Raw genomic sequence first — 22,708 nt, 5'->3', positions numbered from 1 at the left:
ATTAAGGCGCTTGATTACCGGACTGGCGTAACCGGTTTAACTCCATTCTGGCATAGCGGTGCTCTACATATTCAAACACATTAGTACTCAGTGCCAGTTTGAAATAATTGGAGGCAATGCCGCGGTTGCCTCGCTGGGTATGATATTTACCAAGGTAAAAGTAGGCTTCGCAAAGTCTGTCGGTGAGAGCCTTCTGACTGTCGACCCCTTCAATCAGTGAGTTGAGTACCTGATTTTCGGTAACCGCGCCACGGAACAAATCAACCAGGCTGGTCGCCCAGTGTTCGTCGTCCAGCGCCGGGCGAACCTCTTCAAGATAGGCAGTGCCTTCTTCCGGCGCCAGTTCATAGTGCGCAAAGTAAGCCCACAATGCTCTGAATGGGTCGCTGTTATCCATACCCACAAAGGTTGCCAGATCATCGACAGCCAGTTCAGAGCGGCCACCGTAATAAAGCGCAATACCACGATTCAGGAAGGCAAAATCGTAGTCGGGATTAATCTCCAGGGTTGAGTCAAATGCCTCATACGCCTGAATAAAATCCCGTTGCTGAATATAGTGAATGCCAATGGAGTTGTACGCTTCTGCCATATCTGGCTTTAAATTAATGGCCTGAGTGTAGTCGAACTGCGCAAGCCCGCCCAGCCCTACACTGTCGTATAACATGCCACGCTGGAAGTGCAGCTCGGCCTTGTCTTCATCGGGCAGTCCCGACGTAGACAGGATTTGGTTGTAGCGGGCAATGGCCATCTGAGATCGTGGACTGACGGGAGCAGGCTCTGCCAGCAACAAATTACCCATCTGTGCTTTTTCCCCAGGCGCAGGTGTTTGTGCACAGCCACCCAGGATAGCCAGTGTAAACAGGAAAAAAATGAGACTTAAGCGTAGTTGCATGATAAAAAAGGCTTCTCAGAAAACGACAATAAGTATAAGCCACCGACTGATGGCGGAAAGATGCGGCAACCTTCTCGCATTTACCGCAAAATGTAAAGTACTAACGGCTGGCATCAAATAAAGGCAATTATGACACAGGAACTCACTCAGCTACGCCAATTAGCCCTTAGCGCGCAACGTCACGCTTATGCCCCTTACTCCGGTTTTGCCGTCGGCGCTGCCCTGGTTACCGATAAAAACAACACGTACAGTGGCTGTAATGTCGAGAATGCGGCTTATCCGCTGGGCCAGTGTGCAGAAGCCTCAGCCATCGGCAATATGATCCTGCACGGTGACACGCATATCCGAACCATTGTCATCGTCAGTCCGAATGAAGATTTTTGTTACCCCTGTGGTGGTTGCAGACAAAAAATCGCTGAGTTTGCAGGCCCTGATACGCAGGTCGTGATGGTCACGCAGCAGGGCGATATTGAACGCACAACAATCGCGGCCTTGCTTCCTCATTCTTTCAGCAAACAGACAATGGCCGGCTGATGCGCCACTATTTTTGCTGCCTGGCCGCCATTGCATCAAGTTGCTGCTGGGTAGCCGGGCGCTGGTATGCCTCTTTCCATTGGGCATAGGGCATTTTATAGATAACTTCTCTGGCCTCTTCGTAGCTCATTTCCTCGCCGCGCTCGGCGGCCTCACTGGCGTACCATTTGGCCAGACAGTTGCGGCAAAAATCGGCCAGGATCATCAGGTCAATGTTCTGCACATCTTTATTGGCGTCCAGATGTGCCAGCAAGCGTCTGAATGTTGCGGCTTCAACCTCGGTCTGTGTTTGCGGTTCCATGAATTTCATTACCTCTGATTTGCAACAATAAAAAAGGGAGCCAGAAGCTCCCTTTTGCATTATGTCTGTGAACCTGACTTATTCGTCGTCAGACTGCTTAGGTGCCGGCTTTTCCAGCAGCTCTTTAATGCTCAGACGGACACGGTTCTGACGGTCAATTTCCATCACTTTCACATCAACCATCTGCCCTTCTGACAGATAATCGGTGACTTTGTTCACGCGCTCGTGAGCGATTTGAGAAATGTGTACCAGCCCTTCTTTGCCTGGCAGCACTTCAACAAACGCACCAAAATCGACAATACGGGTTACTTTACCGTTGTAGGTCTTACCTACTTCGATTTCTGCTGTAACCTGCTCAATCTTGCTGATCGCAATATCCGCTTTCGCGCGCTCGGTGGCGAAGATCTTAATTGTACCGTCATCTTCGATTTCGATGTTGGTATCAGACTCTTCAGTGATAGTGCGGATCATCGCGCCGCCTTTACCAATCACATCACGGATCTTGTCCTGATCGATCTTCATGGTGTAAATGCGCGGTGCAAATTCGCTCAGCTCTTCACGATGGCCGCCAATCGCTTCGTCCATGACAGACAGGATGTGCAGACGTGCTTCTTTCGCTTGTTTCAGCGCGATTTGCATGATTTCTTTGGTGATACCTTCGATTTTGATATCCATCTGCAGTGCAGTAATACCGTCGGTGGTACCCGCAACTTTAAAGTCCATGTCACCTAAGTGATCTTCATCACCCAGAATGTCAGACAGCACCACAAAGTTGTCGTCGCTCTTCACCAGCCCCATGGCAATACCGGCAACCGATGATTTAATCGGTACACCCGCGTCCATCAGCGCCAGTGACGTACCACATACCGATGCCATAGAAGAAGAACCGTTAGACTCAGTGATTTCTGACACCACACGTACCACGTACGGGAAGTCTTCTTCACTTGGCATAACAGCCTGAATACCGCGCTTAGCCAGACGGCCGTGACCAATTTCACGACGCTTCGGCGAGCCAATCATGCCGGTTTCACCCACGCAGTATGGCGGGAAGTTATAGTGCAGCATGAAGCGGCTGTCGCGCTTGCCCTGCAGCTCATCAATCATCTGTGCGTCACGCTCAGTACCCAGCGTAGCCGCCACAATCGCCTGCGTTTCACCACGGGTAAACAGCGCTGAACCGTGCGTACGCGGCAGGATACCTGTTGCTACATCCAGGGCACGGATCATCGCCGGGTCACGGCCATCAATACGTGGCTGACCGTCAAGAATGCGTGAACGAACCACATCACTTTCCAGCTCATGCAACAGATCCAGAACTTCTTTCTCGTCCTGCTCTTCGTCGGCCTCAACAATTTCAGCCAGGGCCTTTTCTGTGACCGCGGTGACTGCGTCTTTACGCGCCATCTTATCAGAAATCTGATACGCCTCAGTCATACCGGCTTCTGCCAGTGATTTCACCTTGGCTTTCAAATCTGTGTTTTCTGCTTCAGGCTGCCAGTCCCAGGCTTCAGTGCCGACTTCTTTAGCAAACTCATTCACGTTGCTAACAACGGTCTGCAGTTGCTCGTGGCCGTACATTACAGCACCCAGCATGGTATCTTCAGACAGCACGTTGGCCTCTGATTCCACCATCAGAACCGCACTTTCGGTGCCGGCAACAACCAGATCCAGTTCGCTGTTTGGCTGCTCTTCCATACGGGTATTAAGTACATATTCACCGTCGACATAGCCAACCCGTGCAGCACCAATAGGTCCATTGAAAGGAATACCAGAGATAGCCAGGGCGGCAGAGGTACCAATCATCGAAATGATATCGGTAGGAATGTCAGGATTCGCAGACATTACGGTGATAACGACCTGAACTTCGTTTTTGAACCCTTCCGGGAACAGAGGACGAATCGGACGGTCTATCAGACGCGCGGTCAATGTCTCGTTTTCTGACGGGCGCCCTTCCCGTTTAAAGAAGCCACCCGGAATTTTACCGGCAGCGTAGGTTTTTTCCTGATAGTTAACTGTTAACGGGAAAAAGCTTTGATCTGGTTTTGCTTCTTTTTTACCCACAACAGAGACAAGCACCGCAGTGTCATCCATGCTTGCCATGACGGCTGCAGTGGCCTGACGAGCAATTACGCCCGTTTCAAGAGTGACAGTATGTTGTCCATACTGAAATGATTTTGTAATAGGAGTCACTAGTTGTCCTTTAATTTCAATCTTTATTTATCGCTTTTAAACGCGGCGCACAGTATAGCGACGAACACGCCTTAATTCCATTACCAAATCATCTGTTTTGGCAAATTGCAAGCCTTCGTAATAACAAGGCAATTGTGGCAATTCGTTCACTGCACTCATGATTACCGGTGATTCTGGTAAATTTCACACTTATTGCATAATTTTTCATCAAAATGAAACAAAAGCAGGTATTCTATAAGTAAGCGTGAAGTTCACGTGTGCTAAGGGGAAGCCGTAATGCTAATTCTTCGCTTAAATAAAGCCGGCATGCCGCAGGAATGGATTAACATCGAGCATGCTGCAAGATTATATACGCAGGAAAAAGTGCTGTTTGAACTGGGCAGCGACTCGATTGTTCTGCACGGAGGTTGGAATGCACTGGGTCAGCGCAGCAGGCTGAGGCTGGCCTCTATTATCGCCTGTGAGGGCAAGGTTACAGATATGAGTGGCAAGATTGCGCTCACCAACCGGTATCTGTTTCGGCGTGACAATTACCTGTGTCTCTATTGTGGTCAGCAGTTCAGACCATCATTGCTGACCCGCGACCACATTATTCCCCGTTCCCGTGGAGGAAAGGACAACTGGACCAACGTTGCCACCGCCTGTTCACGCTGTAATCACGCCAAGGGGGCGAAAACACCGGAAGAAGCCAATATGGCACTCCTTGCGGTACCGTTCCGGCCGAATGTGTATGAACGGTTTTATCTGATGAACCGGCGTATTCTGGCTGACCAGATGAGTTTTCTGCAGGGGCATTTTACCCAGCGGCGTCAGTGGCAACTGCTAAGTTAACTCTCAGGGCGTCGTAGTCGCCGCAGCTGTAGCTGGCAGGACCTCTGTGTTCGGTATCTCCGCATCTTCCAGCTCTTTCTGTGCGCGGAACCACAGGTTCATCCAGTCGGCCGAAATCTTTTGTTCCAGCTCATAGGCCTCGGCGGTCGGACAGAACAAGGAAATGCGGATCACAACTTTTGCCAGCTCGTTGGTACTGACCTCAACCTCCGGGTCAATCTCGATAAACTCCTGTTCGAGATGACGCTCGATGAGCGCCTTATAGCGTTCTGCCACATCGCGAAAGTATTCACAATGAGCCTGCGCTCGCGCAATGAAGGCGGGTAGCAATCGGTACGCATTCACCGTGGGTTCATTGACAATACTGAACTTGTGCAGCCGGTAACGGCGCATGAAATTCAGGTTTTTAATGCTTTGCGTCACCAACTGGCTGTTTGGGAAATACACATGCTTCCCCGTGTAGTTAAACGTATGCGGGTCGACTTCCAGCATGGTGGTTTTGGCCCAGTCCATTTCGACCACTTCACCCACGACCTGATTCATCTGGATCCAGTCGCCAACCCTGAATGGACGGGCGCCAAGGTAGTAAATAAAGCCTAAAAAGCACTGAATAAATTCACGGGTCGCCAATACAATGGCGACCATAAACGCAGCAATCGAAATTGCCAGGCTCTGGATTTCGGAGGACCACAACATCATCAGACCAATGATGATAAATGCATTGCCAAGCTGCTCTAAGATGTTTAGCTGATTACGCCTGTCTTCACCGCGCTGAGAACTGATCTTACGGATAAGTCTGAGCAGACCACGCTTTACCAGGTACAACGCCATCACCAGGATCACAGAGGTGGCCAGTTTGTACTCAAGCGCAAACTCACTGGCCTGATAGAGCAGCAAATCTAGGTCAAATGTCATCTAGTCACTCCAGATAGATGATTGATACACAAACAAAAAAACACCGGGGAGTTCCCGGTGTTTGCATTATGTATTAATGTCTCACGCGGCACAATGCCGCATGCGAAACTTAGTCACTTAGTGACGTAGTGACTTACTCACGAATTTGACCATCACCATTGACCAGATACTTCTCAGCCGTCAGTGACTCCAGTCCCATCGGACCATAAGCGTGCAGTTTGGTAGTAGCAATACCAATTTCCGCGCCCAGCCCTAACTGACTGCCGTCGTTAAAGCGTGAAGAGGCATTAACACACACGCCTGATGCGTCGACGGCCCGCTGGAAAAGAGACGCTGTCTCTTTGTTTTCCGTGCAGATTACTTCTGTATGGTTACTGCCAAAACGGGCAATATGATTAAGCGCTGCATCAAAGTCATCGACAATACCCACGGCAAGTTCCAGCGTCAGGTATTCTTCACCGAATTCATCATCGCCGATAACTGTGGCACCTTCAAAGTATTCTGAAGCGCGCTTATCGGCGTTGATTTTAACACTACGCTCTGCCATTGCTGCAGCTGCTTTCGGTAAGAAGTCAGCAGCTACTGCCTTATGTACAATCAGACCTTCGAGTGCATTGCAGACACCAGTACGCTGGGTTTTACCATTAATTAGCAGGTTTAGTGCTTTATCCAGGTCCGCGTCTTTGTCGACGTAAAGGTGACACACACCTTTAAAGTGCTGAATGACCGGAACCTTGGCGTTGTCTGTTACATACTTGATCAGACCTTCACCGCCACGTGGAATAATCACGTCGATATAATCTTCCTGCTCCATCAGCTCCTGCATCAGGGCGCGATCAGGATCAGGAACAACCGTCACTGCGGCCTTCGGCAGATTATGCTTTTCCAGCACATCCTGCATGATCTTGGCGATAGCCAGACTGCTATCCAGTGCCTCTTTACCACCACGCAAAATAACCGCATTGCCTGACTTAAAGCATAATGCACCTGCGTCGGCAGTTACATTTGGACGGGCTTCGTAAATCATGCAGACCACACCGAGCGGGATACGCATTTTCTTGATTTCCAGCCCGTTATCACGGTTGGTCAGTAAACGCTCCTGCCCGACTGGATCATCTAAGTTAATGATGGTCTCGATGCCTGCGGCCATGTCTTCGATGCGCGCATCATCCAGAATAAGGCGGTCAATCATCGCCTCATCCAGGTTATTGTCTTTCGCGCGTGCTACTTCTTTTTTATTAACTTCTACAATAGCATCTTTGTTGGCACGAATTGCTTCGGCCATATCAGTGAGAACCGCATTCTTAGTACTTTCGTCAAGAACTGCCAGTTTACGTGCAGCGTCTTTTGCCTGTTGCGATAACTCCGTAATAATGCTCATTCTTTCTCCAGATTTGCTATATGCTGTTTCGAAATAATCGGACCGGTTTTCTCTTCGAATTCCGACGCGAACTCTTCGTTGTCCTGTTTCGCGATGAAGTTCAGCAAACAACTGCTGTAGTTTGACTTGGCTTTCACCAGCTTGGTGCCATCGTCCTTGCGCACAAGGATAGTATCACCTACTGAGAACTCGCCCTTCACACCGATAATTTCACTACTTGTTAAACTATCTGTCTCATCTTCCAGCGATGCAGAGAAATCACTTTCAACAATCACTTCACCCTGTGCATTGGATGTATGTGTCATCCAGTGAATGTTCTCTTTCATCGGTTTGTCATACGGCTGGAAGTGTGTTCCTGGATTTTTCCCATCCAGCAACATGTTAAACGATAGCTCCGTAAAGCCGTTGATGATAAACGTATCAATACCGTGCGATACGGCCTTCTCTGCCGCTTCAATTTTGGTACGCATGCCACCGGTACCCACGCCGTCTTCAGCGGCGCCGCCAGCCATGGCATAAATTTTCTCGTCGATTTCCTCAACCCATGACAACAGTTTTGCGTCGTCATGTTCATGGGGATTCTTGTCGTACAGACCATCAATGTCTGAACAGATGATCAGCGAGTCAGCATCAGCGGCCGCTGCCACCATTGCCGACAAGTTGTCATTGTCACCCACTTTGAGTTTGTCCGTGGTAACGGTGTCGTTTTCGTTGACGATCGGCAGGATATTGTTATCCAGCAGACTGTCGATGGTTTCGCGAATACTGACATAACGCTCCCGATCACGAAGATCGGCGTGGGTTAGCAGGATTTGCGCAGACGGAAAGTCAAACAACCTGTCCCAGGTTGCAATCATTTCAGTCTGTCCGGCTGCTGCCATGGCTTTTTTGACCGCGATATCTGTTTTTTCCTGATCCGGAAACATATGCGACCCTGCCGCGACAGAACCAGATGAAACCAGCACAACCTGCGTGCCATTGGCACGGCATCGCACAATAAACTGTGCAATGCTCAGCAGGTAGTGGCTGCTGCATCCTTGCTGGTTGGGAGATATCAACGCACTACCAACTTTAACGACCACGCGTTTCCAATTAGGATGACTCATAATGTTTCATTCACCTTAAGCTTGTTGTTTCGCTAATTCGTTACTGGCCTCGTTAAACATATTTTCAACCTTATCCGAAGGTTCGGCATCAAATTTAGATACGACCCAAAGCGTTGTTATGCTCACTACGAAGCCTGGAATAATTTCATAAACCACGCTGCTAAGCGCTTTACCGCCATCAAGCACTGGCGCATAGATCCAGAACAGAACCGTTACTGCGCCTGTCACAATGCCGGACAACGCCGCTTTATGTGTCAGGTTTTTCTTATACAGACTAAACAGTACAAGTGGACCAAATGCAGCACCAAAACCTGCCCAGGCGTTACTTACCAGCGATAAAATAGTATTGGACTGATCCATCGCCAGCAGCAGCGCAACAATAGCGACGCCTGCGACACCGATACGTCCAATGGTTACCGTCGCTTTCTCACTAACATCTTTATTGGAGAAAACACGATAAATATCTTCGGTCAGCGAACTTGCTGACACCAGCAGCTGCGACGAAATCGTACTCATAATTGCTGCTAAAATTGCGGCCATTAAAAATCCGCTAATCAAAGGGTGAAACAAAATTTGAGAGAACAATATAAATATAGTCTCAGGGTCCGCAACGTCCAATCCAAATGCATTAGAATATGCAATCCCCACAAATCCTGTTCCCAGTGAGCCAATGATGGTCACCGTCATCCACGACATGCCGATATTTCTGGCGGTTTTCACCGCATTCACCGAGCGAATCGCCATGAACCTGACAATAATGTGTGGCTGACCAAAATACCCAAGTCCCCATGCCAGACTGGAAACCAGCGCAAGCAGCGACATTTCCTGCCATGACTCACTTAAACTGGGCACAGACTCATAGGCTGCCCCCGTCATTGCTGACATACTGTCGAATTCCATGTAGGCCACAATGGGCACCATGACGAGTGCGACAAACATGATGCAGCCCTGAACAAAGTCCGTCATGCTGACTGCCAGAAAGCCACCAAGCAGTGTGTACGAAACCACAACGCCAAGGGTAATTAGCAGTCCCCACATGTATTCAACACCGAAGGCACTTTCAAACAGTTTGCCGCCGGCCACTAATCCTGCCGAGGTATATAGCGTAAAGAACAGCACAATAATCGCGGCTGACACCATTCGTACGCTGGCATTTTTATTTCCGAAACGCTTGGCAAAAAACTCGGGAACGGTGAGTGAGTCGTCCGCAACCTCGGTGTAAACACGCAGCTTAGGCGCTACCAGCAGATAATTTGCCAGGGCACCTGTAAGCAGGCCAATAGCGATATACATCGCATCAAAGCCCGTCACAAACATTGCGCCCGGCAGACCCATCAGCATCCAGCCTGACATGTCAGACGCACCGGCTGACAGTGCCGTTACCTGCGGACTTACCTGACGCCCACCCAGAATGTAGCCGGAGATGTCACTGGTAGACTGACGATAAGCGAACAGCCCAATGCCCAGCATTGCTAAAAAATACACGGCTAACGATATATATGCTTCAAATTGCATAAACCTGTATGCACCCCTTCTTGTGATTTCAGTTTTCAGCTACGCCATCCGGCGCAGGAATTCGTCGCTCAACAATGATTAGAGTTCAAATTATATAAGATTCATTTTGTGAAATTCAAGCGCAATTAATAGACAACAGATTGAAATACCTCATTAACGATGGGTTTTTAATCAAGCTGACATTTTACAATTTTACAAAAACAAGAAACCCTATCCCATTGTTTATTATAAATATATTCTAAATAGCCGCGAGATACAAAAAAGTTAATATCGTGTTAAAGTGCTATTTTTTATTCTTTTTATATCACTATTTATTAAATTCAATTGAAGCTTATTCCATGAGCACTTTTTACGATATTACTTGTATAAGAACCTTTTCTAATGACGACAACGCATGTTTGTAACCTCTTTTATCGTGCATAATTTCACCAACCTCACTGAGCAGTTGCTTGCGTTGCCGGGGCGATTCGATCGCTGTAATTAGTTTCGGGTGAAGGTAATATTTTCGGCATATCTGGGGGGTATTACCCAGCATGTCTGCCACATGTTGGGTTAATGTGGGTGACCACTTGCGCCTCACGTTTTGCTGAAGACTGCTATTCACCACTGGCAAACTGTGAACTGCAAAGCGACTGGCTGACCATGTGCGAAAGTCTTTGCAGCTGAACCGGTCGCTAAGATGCGTATGGATAAACGCATTCACGTCATCGCTGTCAATGTCATGCCAGTGTCCGTCAGCCTGATAGCGAAACAGTGCATACCCCTGTTTTTCTGCGCTTTCACACACCAGATCTGCCAGAGCAGGATCATCAATTACCACATCTCGCTCGCGATGGTGCTTACCGGTAAAACGTAAACGGATCCTGTCCCCCTCCTGATGAAGATGGCGGCGCCTCAGCGTTGTCAGCCCATAGGTCTGATTGGACTGTGTATACTGGCGATTTCCCGCCCTCAGCCCGGTATGGTCGAGTAGCAAACACGCCAGCGCCGCACTGCGTTTCAGGGTCCACTGCTCGCGTTTAAGCAGTTGCCAGCAATGTTGACGAAACTCAGGAAGACATCTGCCGAAATCGGTCATATCTGAAAATTTCTGCTGTTGCTGCTGCTCGTGCCAGGAGGGGTGGTAAATGTATTGCCGACGGTGCTTTCTATCCAGGCCTTCCGCCTGGATGCGTGCTGATGGCTTTGGGTTAATCAGCACCTGTTGCCATTGAGGAGGAATGACGAGTCGCTTAATTCGCTGAAGTGTCCGTCTGCAGCCAACTTTATTGCCGGTTGCATAAAAGTATTCAAAGCCGCGCCCCCGTTTGCAGCGTCTTATGGCCTCGTTCTCTGAGAGTGCCACATTTTACTCCGCGACCACGACTACTCTAACCACTGCTTTGTGATCAGAGCAACCCGCTGCCCATAAGCGAATGCCGGTGTTTGTTGTACGGACGCGTCATCTTCAGTACGGACATCAGAATGGGCCGCTGTGCGCGTGTTGTCAGATTCGTCAATCCAAACCATATGATGCCGGGCGCAAAACAATGACAACTGCAACAACGATGGCATTGATTCCGCACACACCTCTAGTGTATGTGTAAACGCTGTGGCAATTTTATTTCGCCACACGCCCGTCTGACAACGCACCCGCGTTGAACGAATAAAAGCCTGCAACGCTTCCTGATCAGCGTATTTGGCAGGTAACGAACCAAATATCATTCCGTCGAACGTATCTAGCTCGTCAAGATGTGACTGAGCGGTATCGAACGAATACGCTTTTACATCAATTTGTTCGCTGGCCAGGCCACGAATTACCTCATGGGTAATTCCGTTGTCTGGACATTCACTGTCCTGATATATAACGGCAACCGATGTCGTCATTTCGCCTCCACCGTGTCAGAACACATGAACGCGGCCGTCTGCCCCGCCTGTCATCTGCAACGCGTATCTGGTAGTTACTTGTTGCGGGCATGTTGCAAACTTAACGCCACTTTTTTGCATAATTAACACGCCTTCGTCTGCCATATCGTTTTAGGCCCTGGGCGCTTACCCACATGCCTGAGCACCGGGGACGACGACGTCGTGACGACAAACTTACCTATTAATTTCAGTGCAGCCAGGCATATTTTTCAGAATACCGTGCAATTTATTCACACCAACGCTTACTCAGTCAGACTGTCCCTACAAAAAAAATATATATGATTATAATTATCATGAACTTACAAAACAGGAACGGGATTTGAACACTTAACGTGATTAAGATACTAATTGTTCGCTGCAGATATTCATAATAGCGAAACGAGTAGTGTCGCTATTCAGGTACTAACGACTCTGGAGGTCTTATGTCTACTTCGCCAGACAAGTTAACCGGGCATATTTTTTCCGCCCAGCATACTCAGCTAGCAGCTGTATTTGACAGTCACGATGAAGCGGAAGCAACAGCCAGACAACTGGAAGCGGACTGTTCGGTATCCAGTGAACAAATTGTAATTATGGATCCAGGCGAAGCGCATCTTAGTGACAAGCTGGAACGCGATGCCGGCAGCATTAAGAAAAAAATGCTTAACTCCCACTTGCTTCTGGGCTTCATTGGATTGCTGGCTGGTTTAATACTTGCTGCCATTCTGGTTACAGTTGGTCCGGCACTGACGCAGCAAAACCCTGTCTTTACATTTATTGCACTCATCAGCCCAGGCTTCTTTATTGGACTGTTTGCAGCGGGTTTATTTAGTCTCAGACCAGATCGCAGTGCACTTATAGACACAGTGCGCCACGCTGTGAAAGAAAAGCGCAGTGCGCTGATTGTAAACCTGAAACGTTCGCAGTCTGTCGACAGCGTTGAGCGCTTGCTGGCGAGGCGAGGTCTGAAAGTAACCCGGTCATTGCGTTAATGTGGAAACAATAAGTGAAAAAGCGGCCGATTGGCCGCTTTTTTGTGTTTACCAGTCGATTTCTTTGCGCTCTCTGACAAACTTGCCATTGGGAGTTTCGTCTTCCAGCGTGCCAAGCCATACAACCGTATCGGCTCCCTCTTCCGGTGACTTCGGGGCATCTGTTCCGCCCATACGGGTATGTACCCAGCCCGGACAGACACTGTTAACCGTAATATTGCTTTCTTCTTCAAGTTCATTAGCAACATTGAGTGTAAGCGCGTTTAGCGCAGCTTTACTGATCGCGTAGGCTACCGGACCTTCCATCCCTTCAGCAAACGCGCCCCAGCCTGACGACATATTGATTATCCGGCCAAACCCACGTTCTTTCATACCGGGCAATACTTGCTGTATAAGAGTAAGCGGTGCCTGCACATGTACCTGCAGCGCTGATGATACGTCCCCCATCGACACATCCTCTACGCCATCGCGGCACAGCACACCGGCGTTGTTAACCAGTATATCAATCCCGCCATACACCGCCGTTGCGCGGGTAAGCGCGTCAATAATCCCCTGCTCATTACTCAGGCTCATTTCTATTACATGAACATCACCACCAACGATGTCTTCCTTCACTTCGTTGCCTTCATCCTCATCGCGACATCCCATCATAACTTTATAGCCGGCCTTGGCAAATCCGCGCACGATTTCAAAACCGATGCCACGGTTTCCCCCGGTTACAAATACGGTTTTCGTCATGTTGTCTTCCTTATGTTTGCTCTGTTAATCATTAAACTGAAGAGTCTGGCGACGCGCTTCCACCCTTGCAGCGATGTAAAACGCGCAAGGCAGCACCAGTGCCCAGACCAGCGAAAGTACTGCCAGTGAAACGGAAAGTGGGTAGCCAAAGGTCACCGCTCCCAGCCGTACGCCGCCGTAATAACTGAGGGGCCCGAAAACCGCCCCCGCCCCTGCACACAGCCACCAATGCCCGATAAAATACCGCAGGCTGTGCCTCAGTGTGCCGGCAAACGCCAGCCATAATGCTATCAACCACAGTGGAATTGGTATCCCGTACACCGGTGACGTAAAAACAAACACCCCGCCAACAGTAAGCAGGCTGTCAATAATGACACCCGTCACGCCCACGATGGTAATTACCGCCAAATCAACTGCTCTGTCATCAGTAATCAGAAAAAAACTTATTAATAGTAAACAAACCAGCCACAACCACTCGTACTGAAAAAGTATGACCAGCAGCCAGATTGACTGAAACCACACAAAATTTGCAATTTTTCGTATCGATGCTGGAGACATGGCAAGTTATCTGCTTAAGTTGGATCGCCAGCGCGTCATCGTTCAGACTCGCCAGCCGCTATCGGGACTATGTGTGGATACTGTCAGTCATCCCGGTTAGTTCAATCGGGAAATGTTAAGAAGCGTTAAGGGAGACGACACATTGAAAATGGTGAAATATTATGTTCTTGGTGCCATCGCCGCTGTGGGACTTGCCTGGCTAATTCCTTTCTGGTTCATAAAAGCGCCGTTGGTGTGGATTGCCTTTTCATTGCTCGCTGTCAGCAGCGCCTACCTGTTCAACTATCCCTCACTGTTTCGTAAACGAGAAGATGGCTCCATACCTTTTTACATTCGCTGGCTATTCATTCCCTTTTTACTTGGCAGCGGGTCCTACAACAGCTGGGCCAGGAAAAACGACAAGGTGCCAGCCATCCAACAGATAGATGAAAACCTGTTTTTAGCCTGCCGGTTATTTGGCAGCGATGTCGATACGCTGCTTGATTATGACGTCCAGGCAATCTTAGACGTTACTGCAGAGTTTGACGGGTTAGACTGGTCGGCCTACCAGTCAGACTGTACTTACCTGAACGTCCCCGTGTTAGACCATACCAGTCCAACAATGGAGCAACTGAATACGGCCATCAACTGGATAGATCAGCAAATAGATGCAGGACGCAAAGTGGTTGTGCACTGTGCTCTGGGCCGTGGCCGTTCTGTGCTGATTGTTGCCGCCTATCTGCTGGCTAAAGATGACACGCTGTCTGTTAAGGACGCGCTGAATAAAATCAAGTCAGTACGCGATACAGCCCGGCTGAATAAGCGTCAGCTTGCATCACTGACAAAGGTGAAGCAAGGGGGACGACTGGCACTGAACAAAACACTCACGCTGGTTGCTAACCCTGTTGCCGGTGGCGGTAAATGGCAAACTTACAGCGACGATATTCTTTCACAGCTTAATCCCCACTTCAGGGTCGATGTAATGGAAACAACCCCGGACATCGATGCCACCATGCTGACAAAAAAGGCATTGCACAAAAACAGTGACATTATTGTCGCATGCGGCGGCGACGGGACCATTGCCGAAGTTGCCCACGCACTGATTGGCTCATCCAGGCAACTTGGGATTATTCCAATGGGAACAGCCAACGCGTTAAGTCAGGTATTACACGGGTTCAGCAGCAAGATCACCCCCATAAATACGGCTTGTGACCTTCTCATCAAAGGCTATTCCCACGATATTGATACTGCACGCTGCAACGGTGAACTCATGCTGCTGGTGGCGGCAGTCGGTTTTGAGCAAAAGATGATTGAGCGTGCCGACCGCGAAGAGAAAGACGAAGGTGGCCAGTTTGCTTACCTGCGAGGGTTATGGGAAGCCATGTCTACCAATGAAACCCTGACCATGGATATTTCTCTGGACGGCGCAGAGAAAGAGCAGCTTGAGACACCCAGCCTGGTGATCGCCAATGCGGCGCCGGTCACAACCGCGCTGGCTCAGGGGAGCACAGAGCCCAGCGTGGTCGACGGAAAACTTGATATCACCTGGTTAACCCCGAAATCCTCCGCCGATGAACAATTTCTTAGCCTGGCAGAGCTGGTTTTTCTGACGCCCGACGGGAAAAAGCAGTCGGAGCGGATACGCCATACCCAGGCTTCCACTATTGAAATTCACTTTTCTAAGAAACGCGCTTATGCCATTGATGGGGAATTACGGGAGGCAGAGACACTCTTAATTGAAACATTGCCACGGAGTTTGTCTGTGATCACGCTTGAAAATGGCGATGCCATCACCCGGGATTGATCGCCCCCGCCTCTGCCAAGGTATGTATGAGGCGTTATGTTAAATGAAGTGAAGTCAATGAGTTCAAAATCTAATTATGACAAAGTAGTAGACTGGCTGGCTGACCGTCACCCGGATCAAGAAGAGTACCTTCAGGCTGTTAAAGAGGTCTATGACGACATAATACCTATATTTAACGCGCACAGTGACTATAAGCGCAACGATGTATTACGCAGGCTGTGTGTGCCGGAGCGCATCATTCACTTCAATGTATGCTGGAAAAATACCAGCGGTGACATTGAAATTAATCAGGCCTGGCGGGTTCAGCACAGTGGTCTGATCGGGCCGTATAAAGGAGGGCTGCGTTTTCACCCCACCGTCAATGAATCTATCCTCAAATTCCTGGCTTTTGAACAGTCGTTTAAAAATGCCCTGACCGGCTTGCCGATTGGCGGTGCTAAAGGCGGTGCAGACTTTAATCCTAAAGGCCGCAGTGATGACGACGTTATGCGTTTTTGTCAGGCATTTATGACCGAGCTGCAGCGGCATATCGGTGCCCGAACCGATGTACCTGCCGGAGATATTAATGTGGGTGCCAGGGAAATTGGTTACATGTATGGCCAGTACCGGCGACTGAATAACCGTTTTGAAGGCGTACTTACCGGTAAAGGGGTCGATTTTGGCGGTAGTTTTGTACGCACCGAAGCCACTGGCTTTGGGCTTATCTATTTCCTGCTCGCGGTGCTGGAGTCCCATCAGACCACACTAACCAACAAGCGGATCGCGATTTCCGGGGCTGGCAACGTGGCCTTGCATGCGGCCCTGAAAGCCGCCCAGCATGAAGGCTGTGTCATATCACTGTCCAACAGCCGGGGCTTCTACGAATATGAAGATGGCCTAACAGCAGAAATGATCAGCTGGGCGATGGACAATAAACAGGACAGCGACAATATTCTTAAAGCCCTGTCAGACAAATTTGGTGGTAAGTGGCATGCCGGAAAAGCTCCGTGGTCATTGCGCTGTGATGTCGCCCTGCCCTGCGCAACACAAAACGAGCTGAATGATGAACATGCCAAGGTGCTTATTGAGAACGGCTGCCAACTGGTCCTAGAAGGCGCTAACATGCCCTGTACCGACGGAGCAAAGCAGGCGTTTTTAAAGGCAAAAATTCCACATGTGCCCGGTAAGGCCTCAAATGCTGGCGGTGTGGCGCTTTCCGGAATGGAAATGTCACAAAACGCGGCGTTTCGGCCAGTGTCATTCGAAAAACTGGACGCAGCCCTTAAATCTGTGATGGAAGACATCCATCAGGTGTGTGTAGATGAAGGACAGGATGACGGCTTTGTTAACTACAGCCGCGGCGCTAATATTGCCGGATTCCGTCGTCTGGCTGATGCGATGGTAGCGCAGGGCATTTGACCTCCCTGCCTCCCCTTCCTCGTCGGCTAACACCCGCCACAGGCACAAAACCGAACAGTCATGGCGGGTGTTTCAGCTTATGTAAAAGCTACCCACTGTGCGTACCAATTTCTCAGTCTGTCTTAACCCGAACTATATCTTTAGCTGTTTTATCAATGTGTTACATAAAATAAAACTGGAATGAATTTAGCAAAGTAAATCCTGTTCTCTTTTTTTACTAATGCCACAGGAGCATCATATGCAGATTTTCGAAGCATTGCGTCAGGATCATGAAAAGCAACGGTTACTGCTTAAAATTCTTAACGAGACCAGCGGTGATACAGCGGCTCGCAGGGAGTACTACGCCGATCTTAAACAGCAGCTTGAACGTCACGCCGTTGCTGAAGAGCGTCACTTTTACTCGCCTCTGTTAGAGTATGACGAAGCGGTAGAACTCTCGCGCCACGGTATTGCCGAGCATCACGAGATAGATGAACTACTGGAAAAACTGGATGAGACAGATATGTCCTCGTCAGCCTGGCTGCATCATTTAAAAACGCTCAGAGAAAAAGTTGAGCATCACCTGGCTGATGAAGAGCAGGGATTTTTCCAGACGGCCGGCAAACTATTAAACAGCAGTGAAAAAGAGCAGCTGGCGAAAGGCTACATTGACGAAATGAAAAGTGAAACGAAGGCTGCCTAACAGGCATTCAGGAGAGTTATCATGCTGGTTTGGTCACTGATATTTTTCGCGATCGCGATTATAGCTGCGCTGTTCGGTTTTGGCGGCGCTGCCAGTACCGCAACGTCCATTGCGCAGTTTATCTTCTACATATTTGCTATTTTACTTGCGTTGTCGCTGGTAGCTTCGTTTATACAAAGCGCGCGAAGAAAATAGGTACCTAACAAAAAAGCGCCTTTCGGCGCTTTTTTTTAACGACTGGCAATAATATACACAGCGTGAATAATACCGGGAATATAACCCAGTAATGTCAGCAAAATGTTGATCCAGAATTGTGGTCCTATCCCTACCTGCAGGAATACCCCAAGCGGCGGCAGTAAAATTGACAAGATAATCCGTAAAATATCCACTGTTAGCTCCTCATTTGTATGAACGCGGACATATGCCTGTAAGCCCCAGTACACCTTCCCAGTGACGTCGCTGACGCGACCTGCGTGGGACACATCGTTGTGTGTATGTGCGCTTCTGCGACATAGACTGCAAATTGCATTACTGTTACTGCAAAATTACTGCCAGTCGTTACAGCGCGATACGCATAACCTGCAACACCGCGCCCGACGAGCAAGCTATTTGTACAACATATCCTTTCGCATCGGCGCCAGACGTGCCAGAAGTTTGTTCTGTACCCGGTGGGGCACACCCGCCTGCGTCATCGCATTGATAAGCAAGTCGACGGTCAGGTTAAAATCATGTTCAGTGATAGCCATACCAGCATGAACCTGAGCCATCGTATCGCCGGTGTAGTCACAGGGGCCATCGGCAACATCACAAAGCTGCTCCTCAAGCTTGTCACGGAACCGCGCAATATCACTGCCCTCAAAGTATGGCAGGATTTCAGCATCGTACTGAATTTCAGTGATAAAATTATCGACAATTGCCGCAATCGTTTGTTTACCGCCCAGCTCATCATAAAGACTCTGCTGAGTAGTAGCACAGCCAGCTAATGCAAGAATAATGAGCATACTGCTTACACATTTCACCATAACTGACCTCCTATCGACAGATACAGTCCATCCTGCCCCTGCGCACCGGCTATACTGCCTAACTCAGCCCAGGCCAGCGTCACGTTGAAAGACTTTGAGGGAATATAAGTGACAAAGACATCCCACCAGTCATCTTCACCGAGGCCCAGATTATCAGGTTTCTGCCGATACTCTGCGCCGACTGCAAGATGGCGGTTGAACAGTATGCCCACAGAGCCTTCCATCATTAACTCGTGGTTATCCTGCGTGGCATGACCAAAGCCCAGCAACCCCAGCTGATTCGCTTTCGTCATACGTGCGGTCACATTCCAGACCAGGTTATAGCCAGCCGCCGCGCCTAAATGCACTTTAGTTGCTGACAGGTAATAGTCCAGACCGCTGCTATCCGTACTACCAAGCGCGTTGGCAATCGTATCGTCCTGCAAATCCTTATACTGAACACCAGCACTGAGCTGCGGATACTGTGAATACACCACATCGCCATAGAGGCGCACCTTAGCCCCGTAAATATTCTGTCTGATTTCACCACCTAGGCTGGTTAAATCAAAGGTATGACGGGCCGCCGAAACTTCCACTCTGTCGTAGAGTGACACACTGCTTCCCAGCACCTGGAGACGGTAATCATCAACATTGACGTTGGTGGCAAAGACATTTAACGACGTTTGCTCCTGTGAGTCATACCCCGACAATGTCGCCCAGGGCACCAGACCACCGCCGCCTGCCCCTTCTATCTGATTCAGGCCTGCTGTACCAATCAGCTTGCCCTCGTCGGCAATGACATTCTGAGACAGGGTTAACAGTGCCAGAACAGCGCAATACGTTCCCCTCATAAATCTTCCTTATTTTTTATTGAATACGGTGAATTTGCCAGCCATTCAAACAGCCCCTCTGTTGTGACAGGCTTACTAATGAAATAACCCTGCGCAATATTACACCCCCATTTTTTAAGCACATTAAGCGACGTCTCATCTTCAACGCCTTCCGCCACCACCTCCAGGCCAAACACTTTTGCCAGGTTCAGCACCGTGCGGACAATTTGCTGATCGGAACGGTCAGTTGCCAGGTTCAGTACAAAACTCTTATCAATTTTAATGGTATTCACCGGCAACGTTTTTAAGTAAGCGAGGGAGGAGTAACCTGTACCAAAATCATCAATCGCAAAACGATAACCTAAATTGGACAGTTTGGTCAGGTTGTCCGTTGCTGTCGCCGCGTCTTCAACCAGATCACTTTCTGTAATTTCCAGCTCAAGATCTTCAGGCAGCAGTCCTTCACGACGGATCACACTGTTCAGCCGTCCCAACAGTTCGGGATGCTGTATATCCTGGGTCGACAAATTCATTGCCACAGTGAAGCTGTAGCCCGCCTCCCGAAATGAGGCTAAATCGATAAGTGTTCGTTCGATAACCCAGCTGGTTACCAGTTCAATTAATCCGGCCTGTTCTGCAATACCAATAAATTCATCTGGAGGCACAAATCCCAGGGCTTTGTTATTCCAGCGTATCAGGGCCTCAACACTGCAGATTTGCGACGTTTCCAGATTTATTTTCGGCTGGTACACCATAGATAATTCGGTGTGCTCACTCATCAGCGCTTTTTTGAGCTCAGTGATAATGGTCAGCCGGCGCAGGTAATGTTGCTCCATTTCTTCGTGGTACCACACCAGCCATTTGCCTGAGCGTTCGTTTTCATCGGCAACAATGTTGATTTTTCTGAAAATTTCCTGCGCAGAGTGGCCACTTTCCGGGCAATTAATTACCGAAATCGTGACCCTGACCGGAATCGAGAGAGCGTTCGTTTCAACCGGCTGTTCCAGAATATAGCGCAGCGTTTCCAGCTGTAACTCGGTAAGCGCCTGGTCCGGCACGAACAACACTTCTCCGCCGGATAATCGCGCCGCCATCCCGGGCCAGCGCAGTAAGCGTTCGGCCACAATTTTCAGGCAGGTATCGCCGTTTGAGTAACCATACAGATCGTTGATGGTTCTAAACCCACTGATATTAATTCCTACAATTTGTAGTGTTTCGCCGGCGCCGAGCCTCGCCTCAAGCCGCTGGTCCACATAATCCCGGTTGTATAAGCCAGTTAGCATGTCATGTTGTGCCTGATAGCGAATGCGCTCTTCACGGGAGCGAATACGTTGTTGCATGCTGGTGAATGCTTTAGCCAGATCGGCAATTTCTGACAACCGCCCTTTGGGTTTAAGAGGCTGCTCGTAATCACCATTGGCGATGTTATTTACGGCCTCTACCAGACTTGCCACGGGCCCGCTGACGCGCTTCGACAACAGCATAGCAACAGCCAGTGCCACAAGCATTGCGACCAGTGCAATAAAGATGATGGTTAACTGAAGGTTGGTAAAGCTGCGAAACTGGGGGCCGACATCCAGTGCCAGTGAGAATTCGACAGGAAGCTCACCCAGTTCAGGCAATGAGAAGCTTCGCGTCAGATAATGGCCCTCAGTGTCGAGCGTAATGTCAAACCAGCTGGGCTCCTGCCCGGATTCTGCCAGTAAAGCGCTGGCGCGCTGTGAATCTACACTGGCACTGAGAATGCGCTGCTCTCCCTGGGCCTCATTCAGATGCACAATAATTTCCGCGCCCACAACGTCGCTGAGATTAGACAGAAACGCACGGCTGAACTGAAAGCCAACGCCAAGGTAAGCGATGGTTCTGGGCGCTTTAACCGGCGTTACTACCATATAGTAGAGCGTATTATCTAAAACAATAAAATCGCCGACCACGGTGTCATAATCAATTTTACGGTTTAGTGCCTTAAACGGCGTGACCTGACCCTGGGCTAACCGCTCTGGAAGTGAAGTAATGATTTTGTGCTGCAGATCCATGACCAGCAATTGCTGCGCATCCAGTCGCCGTGCAAAACTTTCGAGGGTGCTGTTTAAATCGGGAATACTACGCAGACCAACCTGTTGGCGAAATTCAAAGGTATTGCTGATCGCCGACGAGGCCGTGCCTAAGCCATCGTAGCGATCAGTAATGACACGCTGCAAAATACCACGACTTATCAGAAGTTCACGCTCGACATTTTTCTGAATAAGATCGTTAGTTCCGTTCCACACCGCAAACAAAATCAGCATGGCAGTGATAACAATGCCACCTAAGAGCAGTCTGAACAGGCTGTGTCTAAGTGATATTTGCATAGGCACTAGTGACCAAAGGTGCGCTTCCCAAACGTATTGCTCTGCGTTTCAGGCTTTGGCCTGGCCTTTAAATTTAACCTGATAGTTTGCAAGGCCTTGTTCTCTGATAGCGTTACCGACTGTTTTGTCGTCTTCACCACGTCCAGGTGCGGATGCCAGATTTCGATTTCCGTTACATTGTCCGGCACCGTAATTTTGCCGTCAGTGTCACTGAGCCAGGTACGCGACGCATCCTGCACATAAATGTAGCCAACCATGCTGTCGTGAATATTACAGCCAAGCACGACAATGCCTGGCTTTTCAAATGTCACCGGGGCCGAGTCATCACCGCTGTACAGTTTTATTTCAAACGGTTTAGCTTCAGAAAAACTGTAAACATGGTGGCGTATATTGTCACTGTTAGGGAAAGCAACCTGCTGGCCTTGCTTAATAAGCAGTACATGAGGGACGAACTGCTTGTCTACCTGATCCATGATCACGGGTTCATTGCTTTGCTGCGTAGCTGCAGGCTGAGTACTATTGCCAGTGACAACAACGTCAGACAACGACTGTCCGTCCTGATCCACAAATGTCAGTGTCGTTGCCAGTGTCTTAAAGCAAACAGGGAGCAGTAGCAGGAGAAGCAGTGATTTTATAATAGGCATAGATCTGCATTCCGTTGAGCGGCGCGCTGAAGTTAAATTAACATTAACCCATTGATACATGACAAGCAATTGCTTAACGATGGTGACGTTTCTCGCCCTGAGCCAGGGGATCACCGCTATCGGTGCACGGTTGCGAGTGTCAGAAACAAGAAACCCCGCAGCACTGCGTGCTGCGGGGTTGT

The 22,708-nt window shown here is 49.2% G+C and carries 23 protein-coding genes; 7 read left to right on the top strand and 16 right to left on the bottom strand.

Annotated features, from left to right (window positions below; genetic code table 11):
- Nucleotide 1: 1 nt before the first annotated feature.
- Complete coding sequence (nlpI, locus tag IE054_RS11025) at nt 2-892, bottom strand: lipoprotein NlpI (protein WP_189406412.1); 891 nt, start codon at nt 890-892, stop codon at nt 2-4.
- Nucleotides 893-1,021: 129 nt separating this feature from the next.
- Between nlpI and cdd the strand changes: the two genes are divergently transcribed.
- Nucleotides 1,022-1,426, top strand: a complete 405-nt coding sequence (cdd, locus tag IE054_RS11020) for a cytidine deaminase (protein WP_189406410.1) — start codon at nt 1,022-1,024, stop codon at nt 1,424-1,426.
- 7 nt (nt 1,427-1,433) lie between these two features.
- Here cdd and IE054_RS11015 read toward each other — a convergent pair whose 3' ends face one another.
- Nucleotides 1,434-1,727: a DUF1244 domain-containing protein gene (locus tag IE054_RS11015; protein WP_189406407.1), complete on the bottom strand. Its 294-nt coding sequence runs from the start codon at nt 1,725-1,727 to the stop codon at nt 1,434-1,436.
- 78 nt (nt 1,728-1,805) lie between these two features.
- Nucleotides 1,806-3,917, bottom strand: a complete 2,112-nt coding sequence (gene pnp / locus IE054_RS11010; protein ID WP_189406405.1) for a polyribonucleotide nucleotidyltransferase — start codon at nt 3,915-3,917, stop codon at nt 1,806-1,808.
- Between the two features lie 276 nt (nt 3,918-4,193).
- Here pnp and IE054_RS11005 point away from each other — a divergent pair, with 276 nt between their 5' ends.
- On the top strand, nt 4,194-4,748 hold the full coding sequence (locus IE054_RS11005; protein ID WP_189406402.1) for an HNH endonuclease: 555 nt from the start codon (nt 4,194-4,196) through the stop codon (nt 4,746-4,748).
- A gap of 3 nt (nt 4,749-4,751) precedes the next feature.
- Here IE054_RS11005 and IE054_RS11000 read toward each other — a convergent pair whose 3' ends face one another.
- From IE054_RS11000 to IE054_RS10975, 6 genes are all read right to left on the bottom strand, one after another.
- Nucleotides 4,752-5,663 carry a mechanosensitive ion channel family protein gene (locus tag IE054_RS11000; RefSeq protein WP_189406399.1) on the bottom strand — a complete coding sequence of 304 codons (912 nt, stop codon included), beginning with the start codon at nt 5,661-5,663 and terminating at the stop codon, nt 4,752-4,754.
- Nucleotides 5,664-5,796: 133 nt separating this feature from the next.
- Nucleotides 5,797-7,044 (bottom strand): glutamate-5-semialdehyde dehydrogenase, encoded by a 1,248-nt coding sequence (locus IE054_RS10995; protein WP_189406397.1) that lies wholly within the window; start codon nt 7,042-7,044, stop codon nt 5,797-5,799.
- Nucleotides 7,041-8,150, bottom strand: coding sequence for a glutamate 5-kinase (proB, locus tag IE054_RS10990; RefSeq protein ID WP_189406393.1), 1,110 nt, complete (start codon nt 8,148-8,150; stop codon nt 7,041-7,043). The genes IE054_RS10995 and proB overlap by 4 nt, the downstream gene beginning before the upstream one ends.
- Before the next feature lie 15 nt (nt 8,151-8,165).
- Nucleotides 8,166-9,665, bottom strand: a complete 1,500-nt coding sequence (gene putP, locus IE054_RS10985; RefSeq protein ID WP_189406391.1) for a sodium/proline symporter PutP — start codon at nt 9,663-9,665, stop codon at nt 8,166-8,168.
- Between the two features lie 349 nt (nt 9,666-10,014).
- Nucleotides 10,015-11,010 carry a DNA topoisomerase IB gene (locus tag IE054_RS10980; protein WP_189406390.1) on the bottom strand — a complete coding sequence of 332 codons (996 nt, stop codon included), beginning with the start codon at nt 11,008-11,010 and terminating at the stop codon, nt 10,015-10,017.
- Nucleotides 11,011-11,030: 20 nt separating this feature from the next.
- Complete coding sequence (locus IE054_RS10975) at nt 11,031-11,531, bottom strand: flavodoxin family protein (RefSeq protein WP_189406388.1); 501 nt, start codon at nt 11,529-11,531, stop codon at nt 11,031-11,033.
- A gap of 461 nt (nt 11,532-11,992) precedes the next feature.
- Here IE054_RS10975 and IE054_RS10970 point away from each other — a divergent pair, with 461 nt between their 5' ends.
- Nucleotides 11,993-12,541, top strand: coding sequence for a hypothetical protein (locus tag IE054_RS10970; RefSeq protein WP_229805100.1), 549 nt, complete (start codon nt 11,993-11,995; stop codon nt 12,539-12,541).
- A 48-nt stretch (nt 12,542-12,589) separates the two neighbouring features.
- Here the strand turns inward: IE054_RS10970 and IE054_RS10965 are convergent, their stop codons facing one another.
- On the bottom strand, nt 12,590-13,279 hold the full coding sequence (locus tag IE054_RS10965; RefSeq protein WP_189406386.1) for an SDR family NAD(P)-dependent oxidoreductase: 690 nt from the start codon (nt 13,277-13,279) through the stop codon (nt 12,590-12,592).
- A 24-nt stretch (nt 13,280-13,303) separates the two neighbouring features.
- A complete protein-coding gene (locus tag IE054_RS10960) occupies nt 13,304-13,837 on the bottom strand; it encodes a DUF2878 domain-containing protein (RefSeq protein WP_189406384.1) in 534 nt (177 codons plus the stop codon).
- A gap of 142 nt (nt 13,838-13,979) precedes the next feature.
- Between IE054_RS10960 and IE054_RS10955 the strand changes: the two genes are divergently transcribed.
- The 4 genes from IE054_RS10955 (at nt 13,980) to IE054_RS10940 (ending at nt 17,895) form a co-directional block, all read left to right on the top strand.
- On the top strand, nt 13,980-15,620 hold the full coding sequence (locus IE054_RS10955) for a diacylglycerol kinase family protein (protein WP_189406382.1): 1,641 nt from the start codon (nt 13,980-13,982) through the stop codon (nt 15,618-15,620).
- 57 nt (nt 15,621-15,677) lie between these two features.
- Entirely contained in the window at nt 15,678-17,018 is a 1,341-nt protein-coding gene (gdhA, locus tag IE054_RS10950; RefSeq protein WP_189406380.1) for an NADP-specific glutamate dehydrogenase, read from the top strand.
- A gap of 238 nt (nt 17,019-17,256) precedes the next feature.
- The gene (locus IE054_RS10945) at nt 17,257-17,700 is read left to right on the top strand and encodes a hemerythrin domain-containing protein (RefSeq protein ID WP_189406379.1); all 444 of its coding nucleotides are present in this window, start codon (nt 17,257-17,259) and stop codon (nt 17,698-17,700) included.
- Nucleotides 17,701-17,721: 21 nt separating this feature from the next.
- Nucleotides 17,722-17,895 (top strand): DUF1328 family protein, encoded by a 174-nt coding sequence (locus IE054_RS10940; RefSeq protein WP_189406377.1) that lies wholly within the window; start codon nt 17,722-17,724, stop codon nt 17,893-17,895.
- Between the two features lie 35 nt (nt 17,896-17,930).
- Here the strand turns inward: IE054_RS10940 and IE054_RS10935 are convergent, their stop codons facing one another.
- The 5 genes from IE054_RS10935 to IE054_RS10915 form a co-directional block, all read right to left on the bottom strand.
- Nucleotides 17,931-18,089: a YqaE/Pmp3 family membrane protein gene (locus tag IE054_RS10935; protein ID WP_189406375.1), complete on the bottom strand. Its 159-nt coding sequence runs from the start codon at nt 18,087-18,089 to the stop codon at nt 17,931-17,933.
- Nucleotides 18,090-18,305: 216 nt separating this feature from the next.
- Nucleotides 18,306-18,722, bottom strand: coding sequence for a group I truncated hemoglobin (locus tag IE054_RS10930; protein ID WP_189406373.1), 417 nt, complete (start codon nt 18,720-18,722; stop codon nt 18,306-18,308).
- Nucleotides 18,716-19,552 (bottom strand): DUF3034 family protein, encoded by an 837-nt coding sequence (locus tag IE054_RS10925; protein WP_189406371.1) that lies wholly within the window; start codon nt 19,550-19,552, stop codon nt 18,716-18,718. Before IE054_RS10925 ends, IE054_RS10930 begins: the two co-directional genes overlap by 7 nt.
- The gene (locus IE054_RS10920) at nt 19,549-21,882 is read right to left on the bottom strand and encodes an EAL domain-containing protein (protein ID WP_189406370.1); all 2,334 of its coding nucleotides are present in this window, start codon (nt 21,880-21,882) and stop codon (nt 19,549-19,551) included. The genes IE054_RS10925 and IE054_RS10920 overlap by 4 nt, the downstream gene beginning before the upstream one ends.
- A 5-nt stretch (nt 21,883-21,887) precedes the next feature.
- Complete coding sequence (locus IE054_RS10915; protein ID WP_189406369.1) at nt 21,888-22,526, bottom strand: methylamine utilization protein; 639 nt, start codon at nt 22,524-22,526, stop codon at nt 21,888-21,890.
- Between the last annotated feature and the right edge of the window lie 182 nt (nt 22,527-22,708).

Origin of the sequence: Alteromonas halophila, from assembly GCF_014651815.1 — a bacterium.
GTDB lineage: Bacteria > Pseudomonadota > Gammaproteobacteria > Enterobacterales > Alteromonadaceae > Alteromonas > Alteromonas halophila.
Note: the sequence above shows the minus strand (reverse complement) of the source record. Positions and strands in the feature narration are given on the sequence as shown.

Bases quoted from the DNA above. Each gene is read 5' to 3' on its own strand.
- nlpI (WP_189406412.1), bottom strand. From the start codon at position 892: ATGCAACTACGCTTAAGTCTCATTTTTTTCCTGTTTACACTGGCTATC.
- cdd (WP_189406410.1), top strand. From the start codon at position 1,022: ATGACACAGGAACTCACTCAGCTACGCCAATTAGCCCTTAGCGCGCAA.
- IE054_RS11015 (WP_189406407.1), bottom strand. From the start codon at position 1,727: ATGGAACCGCAAACACAGACCGAGGTTGAAGCCGCAACATTCAGACGC.
- IE054_RS11005 (WP_189406402.1), top strand. From the start codon at position 4,194: ATGCTAATTCTTCGCTTAAATAAAGCCGGCATGCCGCAGGAATGGATT.
- IE054_RS11000 (WP_189406399.1), bottom strand. From the start codon at position 5,663: ATGACATTTGACCTAGATTTGCTGCTCTATCAGGCCAGTGAGTTTGCG.
- IE054_RS10995 (WP_189406397.1), bottom strand. From the start codon at position 7,044: ATGAGCATTATTACGGAGTTATCGCAACAGGCAAAAGACGCTGCACGT.
- proB (WP_189406393.1), bottom strand. From the start codon at position 8,150: ATGAGTCATCCTAATTGGAAACGCGTGGTCGTTAAAGTTGGTAGTGCG.
- putP (WP_189406391.1), bottom strand. From the start codon at position 9,665: ATGCAATTTGAAGCATATATATCGTTAGCCGTGTATTTTTTAGCAATG.
- IE054_RS10975 (WP_189406388.1), bottom strand. From the start codon at position 11,531: ATGACGACATCGGTTGCCGTTATATATCAGGACAGTGAATGTCCAGAC.
- IE054_RS10970 (WP_229805100.1), top strand. From the start codon at position 11,993: ATGTCTACTTCGCCAGACAAGTTAACCGGGCATATTTTTTCCGCCCAG.
- IE054_RS10965 (WP_189406386.1), bottom strand. From the start codon at position 13,279: ATGACGAAAACCGTATTTGTAACCGGGGGAAACCGTGGCATCGGTTTT.
- IE054_RS10960 (WP_189406384.1), bottom strand. From the start codon at position 13,837: ATGTCTCCAGCATCGATACGAAAAATTGCAAATTTTGTGTGGTTTCAG.
- gdhA (WP_189406380.1), top strand. From the start codon at position 15,678: ATGAGTTCAAAATCTAATTATGACAAAGTAGTAGACTGGCTGGCTGAC.
- IE054_RS10945 (WP_189406379.1), top strand. From the start codon at position 17,257: ATGCAGATTTTCGAAGCATTGCGTCAGGATCATGAAAAGCAACGGTTA.
- IE054_RS10940 (WP_189406377.1), top strand. From the start codon at position 17,722: ATGCTGGTTTGGTCACTGATATTTTTCGCGATCGCGATTATAGCTGCG.
- IE054_RS10930 (WP_189406373.1), bottom strand. From the start codon at position 18,722: ATGGTGAAATGTGTAAGCAGTATGCTCATTATTCTTGCATTAGCTGGC.
- IE054_RS10925 (WP_189406371.1), bottom strand. From the start codon at position 19,552: ATGAGGGGAACGTATTGCGCTGTTCTGGCACTGTTAACCCTGTCTCAG.
- IE054_RS10920 (WP_189406370.1), bottom strand. From the start codon at position 21,882: ATGCAAATATCACTTAGACACAGCCTGTTCAGACTGCTCTTAGGTGGC.
- IE054_RS10915 (WP_189406369.1), bottom strand. From the start codon at position 22,526: ATGCCTATTATAAAATCACTGCTTCTCCTGCTACTGCTCCCTGTTTGC.